The sequence below is a fragment of the Streptomyces niveiscabiei genome (assembly GCF_001419795.1).
Lineage (GTDB): Bacteria > Actinomycetota > Actinomycetes > Streptomycetales > Streptomycetaceae > Streptomyces > Streptomyces niveiscabiei.
Window position 1 is genome coordinate 1 of the sequence record NZ_LIRL01000633.1, and the last position, 7154, is coordinate 7154.

At 72.7% G+C, this 7154-nt stretch carries 7 protein-coding genes; all 7 read left to right on the top strand.

Going from position 1 to position 7154, the window contains the following annotated elements; genetic code table 11:
• The coding region (locus AOK24_RS28755) for a lanthionine synthetase C family protein (protein WP_055722965.1) at positions 1 to 1082 on the top strand (1082 nt) is incomplete at its 5' end.
• Between the two features lie 72 nt (positions 1083 to 1154).
• Complete coding sequence (locus AOK24_RS28760) at positions 1155 to 2219, top strand: DUF475 domain-containing protein (protein WP_055722966.1); 1065 nt, start codon at positions 1155 to 1157, stop codon at positions 2217 to 2219.
• 33 nt (positions 2220 to 2252) lie between these two features.
• Positions 2253 to 3035 carry a dienelactone hydrolase family protein gene (locus tag AOK24_RS28765; RefSeq protein ID WP_055722967.1) on the top strand — a complete coding sequence of 261 codons (783 nt, stop codon included), beginning with the start codon at positions 2253 to 2255 and terminating at the stop codon, positions 3033 to 3035.
• Positions 3025 to 3795, top strand: a complete 771-nt coding sequence (locus tag AOK24_RS28770) for a class I SAM-dependent methyltransferase (protein WP_055722968.1) — start codon at positions 3025 to 3027, stop codon at positions 3793 to 3795. The genes AOK24_RS28765 and AOK24_RS28770 overlap by 11 nt, the downstream gene beginning before the upstream one ends.
• A 143-nt stretch (positions 3796 to 3938) precedes the next feature.
• Complete coding sequence (locus AOK24_RS28775; RefSeq protein WP_055722969.1) at positions 3939 to 5432, top strand: aminotransferase class V-fold PLP-dependent enzyme; 1494 nt, start codon at positions 3939 to 3941, stop codon at positions 5430 to 5432.
• A 37-nt stretch (positions 5433 to 5469) separates the two neighbouring features.
• Positions 5470 to 6588, top strand: coding sequence for an NAD(P)-dependent alcohol dehydrogenase (locus tag AOK24_RS28780; RefSeq protein WP_055722970.1), 1119 nt, complete (start codon positions 5470 to 5472; stop codon positions 6586 to 6588).
• The coding region (locus tag AOK24_RS28785; protein WP_159052016.1) for an AMP-binding protein at positions 6585 to 7154 on the top strand (570 nt) is incomplete at its 3' end. The genes AOK24_RS28780 and AOK24_RS28785, both read left to right, overlap by 4 nt.

Consider the following 7154-nt stretch of genomic DNA (forward strand, 5'->3'; position numbering starts at 1 on the left):
CCCTCGCCCTCCTCCACACCGAACTCCACCGGCCGGCGGCCCAGGCCCACGCCCACCTCTCCGCCGCCCTCGCCGCCGGCCTGCGCCTGCAACCCCAGGCCCTGTACAGCGGCATGACCGCCCTCGCCTTCGCCGCCCAGGCCGCGGCCGGCACCTACGGCGGCTACACCACGCTCCTCGCCGGACTCGACCGGCACATCGTCGACCAGGCCCGCCGCCGCGCCCGCGCCGACCTCGAACGCCTGCGCGCGGGCCGGACCGTGGGCGCCTGGACCACGTACGACGTCCTGGCGGGCACCACCGGGACCGGCCGCTACCTCCTCGCCCGCGACGGCGAGTCCCCCGCGCTCGCCGAGATCCTCGCCTCCCTCGTGGCCGCCGCGACCGCCGAGAACGGCTGGTGGATCACCGAAGGACTCGACCACGGACTCCCCAAACACCTCAACCTCGGCCTCGCGCACGGGATTTCCGGACCCCTCGCGCTGCTCGCCCTCGCCTGGCGGGCGGGCGTCCGGGTGGAGCGGCACGCCGAGGCGATCGAGCGGATCACGGCGCTGCTGGCACGCTGGCGCACCGCCGACGGGTACTGGCCGCACCTGATCACCCGGGCCCACCTGGAAGGCCGTGAACTCCCCGCATGCGGGCGGGACTCCTGGTGCTACGGCACCGCCGGCACCGCCCGCGCCGTCCACCTCGCGGGCCTCGCCCTGGGCCGCGCCGATTGGTGTGCCGACGCGCTCGCCTCCCTGCACGGCGCGGTGCGCGCCGCGAGCGACGACCGGACCGTCGACTCCGCGCTGTGCCACGGCTGGGCGGGGCTGCTCCAGATCACGCTGCGGATGGCGCACGACAGCGGAGACCCGGGCCTGCCGGACCTCGCGGACGCGCTGGCGGCCCGGGTGATCGCCGGGTACACCCCCGAGGCCCCCTTCGGCTACCGGTACACCCATCACCTCGCCGCCCGCCCCCTCGACCGGCCCGGACTCCTGGAGGGGGCCGCCGGGATCGCGCTGGCGCTGCACACGTACGCTTCTGGCGCCGTCCCGGCGACCTCGTGGGACGGGGCGCTGCTGCTGGCCTGAGCCCCTGTTTCCGTGACCGTGATAGACAACGGCCGGACGGACAACGGGCGTCGACGACAGGAGTGAGTGGCCGTGCTGCTGAGAACCTTCCGTTGGGCGTTCGCCTGTACCGCGCTCGGACTCGTCGTGGGGGTCCTGTACGGGGGCTGGGCGGCTCTCGGCGTCGTCGCGATCCTCGCCGTCCTGGAGGTGTCCCTGTCGTTCGACAACGCCGTCGTCAACGCCGGGGTCCTGAAGAAGATGAACGCCTTCTGGCAGAAGATCTTCCTCACGGTGGGCGTACTGATCGCGGTCTTCGGGATGCGGCTGCTGTTCCCCGTGGTCATCGTGGCGATGACCGCCGAGCTCAATCCGTACGACGCCGTCGACCTCGCCCTGACCGACAAGGACCGCTACCAGCAGCTGGTCACCGACGCGCATCCGGCGATCGCCGCGTTCGGCGGGATGTTCCTGCTCATGATCTTCCTCGACTTCGTCTTCGAGGAGCGGGACGTCCAGTGGCTGCGCCGGCTGGAACGGCCCCTCGCCAAGCTCGGCAAGGTCGACGCGCTGTCCGTGTGCATCGCCCTCGGCGTCCTGCTGGTCAGCGCCGTGACGTTCGCCGCCCACGCCCACCAACACGGTGGCGCCCACACCGACAAGTCCCAGACCGTCCTCCTCGCCGGCATCGCCGGGCTCATCACGTACCTGGTCGTCGGCGGGCTCTCCGGCTTCTTCGAGAACCGGCTGGAGGAAGAGGAGGAGCGGCCGGCCCCCGGCTCCCCGCTCGCCCTCGCCGGGCGCGCCGCGTTCTTCATGTTCCTCTACCTCGAAGTCCTCGACGCCTCCTTCTCCTTCGACGGCGTCATCGGCGCCTTCGCCATCACCAACGACATCGTCCTCATGGCCCTCGGCCTCGGGATCGGCGCGATGTACGTCCGCTCCCTGACCGTCTACCTGGTCCGCCAGGGCACCCTCGACGACTACGTCTACCTGGAGCACGGCGCCCACTACGCGATCGGCGCCCTCGCCGTGATCCTCATGGTCACCATCCAGTACGAGATCAACGACATCGTCACCGGGCTCGTGGGGGTCGTCCTCATCGGGAGCTCGTTCTGGTCGTCGGTACGCCGGAACCGGGCACTGGCGACGGCATAGGAGCGGGCGGTGCCCCGAAAGGCCCGAAACACCATGCGCTTCACCTCGACAACGTCATCGGGCGGCGTGAGCGAACAGCTCTTCACCCTCGACGGCATCCCCGGCGCGCTGTGGACCCCGGAAGGCGCGCCCGGACCCCGCCCGCTGATCCTGCTCGGACACGGCGGCGGGGAACACAAGAAGTCCCCCGGCATCCTGGCCCGCGCCCGTCACTTCACCGCCCGGGGCGGGTTCGCCGTCGCCGCGCTCGACGTGCCCCACCACGGCGAGCGGCCCGCCGGCGAGGAGTTCGACCGGCTCGCGACCGAGTACCGGGCGCGTACCGCCGCCGGAGAGGACACGGCCGAGCTGGACACCGCCCTGTACACGCTCGTGGCCGGGCAGACCGTCGCGGAATGGCGGGCGGTCCTGACCGCGGTCCAACAGCTCGACCAGGTCGGCGGTGGACCGGTGGGCTACTGGGGCGTGTCGCTGGGCTGCGCGCTCGGCATCCCGTTCGTCGCCGCGGAACCCCGGGTGCGCGCGGCGGTGCTGGGCCTGCAAGGGGCGCCCGTGCTGGCCGGGGCCGCCGCGCGGATCAGCGTGCCGGTGCGGTTTCTGGTCCAGGGGGACGACGAGCGGATGCCCCGGGCGCAGAGCCTGGCGCTGTTCGACGCCATCGGGTCGGCCGGGAAGACTCTGCATGTCCACCCCGGTGGGCACGGAGATCTGCCGCCGTTCGAGACGGACGACTCCCTGCGGTTCCTCGCTTGGCACCTGGGAAATCCCGTTGCCGGGGGAGCGGCGTCTTCGATCGAATGCCCCCATGACTCATGACAGCCCGGCAGAGCATGTGGAGCAGAACCGGCGCTTCTGGGACGACGAGGCGGCCGGATGGCACGGTCCCCTCGCCAGGGATCACTGGGCGCAGGCGGAACCGTCCTGGGGGCTGTGGGCCACCCCCGAGTCGCAGGCCCGCATTCTTCCCGACGGCATCGAGGGGATGCGCGCCATCGAACTCGGCTGCGGCACCGCCTACGTCTCCGCGTGGCTGGCCAGAGCGGGAGCCCACCCGGTCGGGATCGACGTCTCGGAGAAACAGCTCGCCACGGCGCGCGCGATGCAGACGGAGTTCGGCATCGACTTCCCCCTCGTCCTGGGCGATGCCGAGCACGTGCCCTACGAGGACAACACGTTCGACCTGGCGATCAGCGAGTACGGCGCCTCCCTGTGGTGCGACCCCCACCGGTGGATCCCCGAGGCGGCCCGGCTGCTCGTCCCCGGTGGCCTGCTGGTCTTCTCGCAGTACTCACCCCTGTTCGCGCTGTGCGCACAGCCCGAGGGAACCGCCTCCACCACCCTGTCCCGCGCCCAGTTCGGCCTGACGCGACTGGAACAGGGGAACAACGTCCAATTCACCCTGCCGCACGGCGAGATGCTCCGCCTGCTGCGATCCTGCGGCTTCGTCGTCGAGGACCTGATCGAGATCCAGGCACCCCCGCACGCGCGCGACTACCCCGAGATCTCCGCCGACTGGGCCCGCCGATGGCCCAGCGACGAGATCTGGAAAGCCCGGCTGACAGGCGTACAAGCGTAATTCCGTTCATCACATGAATACCTGAAAGCCCTTTATGCGCGGCCGATGCTTCACGCATTCCGTGTGCGCCCCTTGGATCCGGCCATCTGATCCTCCGACTATGGGATCAACGGCGGTGATCCGTGGTTCTCGGGGAGTTTCCGGTGAGCGAAGAAGCGTATTCGAAGGAATTTTCCACCTGCGTCCGCAGAGAGTTTCCCGGGCTGGCGGACAGCCCGTATCTGGACACCGCGTGCATCGGGATCGCCCCGGTCCGCGCGGTGCGCGCGGTCACGGACCTCGCGCAGACCGCGCAGTACCGCCACGCCGAGTCCGGCACGGCCATGCACGCCCGGCTCAACGAGATGCGCGCGGCGGCCCGCCCGCTGGCCGCGCGGCTGATCGGCGCCGACGCGGCCGACATCGCGCTGGTGGAGAGCACCACCCATGGCCTGAAGACCGCCCTGGAGTCCCTGCCGCTGCGGCCCGGCGACCACGTCCTCCTCCCCGACCTGGAGTTCATCCAGCTGGGCGTGGCGTGCCGGCAGCTCGCCGACCGGGGCGTCGAGGTACGGACCGTCCCGCACGACGAGGCCGGACGCGTCACCGCGGACGCCGTACGCGCCTGCCTGACCCCCGAGGTGAAGGCGCTGGCGATCAGCTCGGTGCAGTGGACCAACGGCTTCCGGGCCGACCTCGCGGCGCTGTCGGAGCTGTGCCGGGACCGGGACGTATGGCTCGTGGTGGACGCGGCCCAGCACCTGGGGGCGCTGCCGATGAACGTGCGCCTAACCCCCGTCGACATCCTCGTGTGCGGCGGCCACAAATGGCTGTGCTCACCGTTCGGGACCGGATTCATGTACCTCGCGCCACGGGCCCGGGAACGGCTGCGGCGCCCGATCGCGGGATTCTTCGCGGCGATACCCCCGGCCCGGACCTGGGGCGAGGCGTTTCTCCGTACGGACATCACACCGCTCGGTGAATACGAGTTCACCGACGATGCCGTCGCCTGGGAGATCGGCGGCACCGGCAACTACCCGGGCGCGGCGGGCCTTTCGGCGGCCCTGTCGCTGGCACTGGAACTGCGCCCCGAGCGCGTCGAGGAGCATGTCCGGTACCTCACCGACCACTTGGCCGACGGCCTGGACCGGCTGAAGCTCACCGTGGTCAGCCCGCGCGAGCACCGGCACCGCTCGGGCATCCTCACCTTCGGCACCGGCAGCCCCCAGGCCGACGTGGCGCTGATGCGCCGCCTGGTGGCGGCCGGCGTCGCCGTCAGCGCGCGCTTCGTCTCCGGGGTCGGCGGCGTGCGGGTGAGCTGCCACCACTACACCACCGCGCGGGACGTCGACCTGCTCCTGGAGACGGCCGCCGCGTGGCAGCGCAGGCCGGGCCGCCCCTGCGGCCGTACCCCGCGCGGCTCGGCGATCGTGGGCCAGCGCGCCCTGATCGACGCGCTCGACGACGACCTCATCGGGCTCATCACCGCCCGGGGCGGGGTCAGCAGGGGCATCCGGCTCTCCCGGCTCCAGGCGGCCCTGGCCCGCACCGACCTGGCCCGCGAACGGGCGGTGATCGAGCGCTACCACCGCGGGCTCGGCCAGGACGGCACCCGGCTCGCGCTGGAGCTGCTGCGGATGTGCCGGGGCGACACCTGATGGGCGCGGGAGCCGGCGTCGGCCGGGGGAGGACGCCGTGAAGATCCTCGCGGCGGTGGCCGAGAAGCCCGGGCAGCCGTTCCGGGTCCGGGACCTGGACCTGGACGCGCCGGGCGCGGGCGAGGTCCTCGTACGGATGGCCGGGACCGGCATCTGCCACACCGACCTCAGCTGCCGCGACCAGTGGCTCCCGGTCCCGCTGCCGGCCGTGCTGGGCCACGAGGGAGCCGGGGTCGTCACGGACGTCGGACCCGGCATCGGCGACCTGGCGCCCGGCGACCGGGTGGTGCTGAGCTTCGACTCCTGCGGGAGCTGCCGGGCCTGCGCGGGAGGCCGCCCCGCGTCCTGCGGTGCCTTCTTCGCGCGCAACTTCTCCGGCGGCCGACCGGACGGCTCCAGCGCCCTGACCGCCGCCGGGACCCGGGTGAACGGCGCCTTCTTCGGCCAGTCCTCCTTCGCGACCCACGCCGTCGTCGCCCGGCGCTCGGTCGTCAAGGTGCCGGCGGACTGCGCCCTGCCCCTGGAACTCCTCGGCCCGCTCGCCTGCGGCTTCCAGACCGGCGCCGGAGCCGTCCTCAACGCGCTCAGGTGCCGCCCCGGCAGCAGCATCGCGGTCTTCGGCGCGGGCGCGGTCGGCTGCGCGGCCGTGATGGCAGCGGCGCACGCCGGCTGTACGACCATCGCCGTGGCCGGACGTTCCCCGGCGCGCCTCGCCCGCGCCGCCGGCCTCGGCGCGACGCACACCGTCGACCTCACCGCGACGGACGCGGTCACCGAACTGCGGGCCCTGACCGCCGGAGCCGGGGTCGACTACAGCATCGAGGCCACCGGCGCCCCCGGCATCCTGCGGCAGGCCGTCGACTGCCTCGCCCCCGGAGGCGTCTGCGGACTGCTCGGCGCGGCGCCGACCGGCACGGAGGTCTCCCTCGACATGTCCGCGCTGCTCTTCGGCCGCCAGGTGCGGGGGATCGTCGAGGGCGACAGCACCCCCGCCGTGTTCATCCCCGCTCTCCTCGACCTGCACCGCCGGGGCCGCTTCCCCTTCGACCGGCTGATCTCGCTCTACCCCCTCGACCAGATCGGCAGAGCCGTGGACGACCTGCGCGCGGCACGGGTCGTCAAACCGGTCCTCACCTTCCCGGGAGACCCCCTGTGAGCGCCCCCTTCAACGCGGCCACCTACCTCGTGGACCGTCAGATCACCGCCGGCCACGGCGACCGCCCCGCCCTCGTCGGCCCCCGCTCCACCGTCACCTACACCGAACTCGCCGCACAGGTCGCCCGGATGAGCGCCGGCTGGCGGGCCCTGGGCGTCCGCCCCGAGGAACGCGTCCTGATCCACGCCGCCGACCGCCCCGAGACCGTCGTCGCCCTGCTCTCCCTGATGCGCATGGGCGCCGTCCCCGTACCGGTGTCGACGATGAACACGGCCAGCGACCTCGCCGCCGTCGTACGGGACTCCCGCTGCCGTCACCTGCTCGCCGGGCCCGAGTTCTGCGACCGCGTGCAAGGCGCCCTCGCGGACGCCGTCGGCGACCTGACCGGCGTGATCGTCCTCGACGACGCCCCCGTGGAACCCCCGCCCGGCGTCATCCGCCTGCGCTGGGAGCACCTCACCGCCGCCGGACGGGCGGCCGAGCCCGGCGACCTCGCCCCCGACCGCACCACCGAGGACTCGCCCGCCCTGTGGCTCTACACCTCGGGCACGACCGGCCTGCCCAAG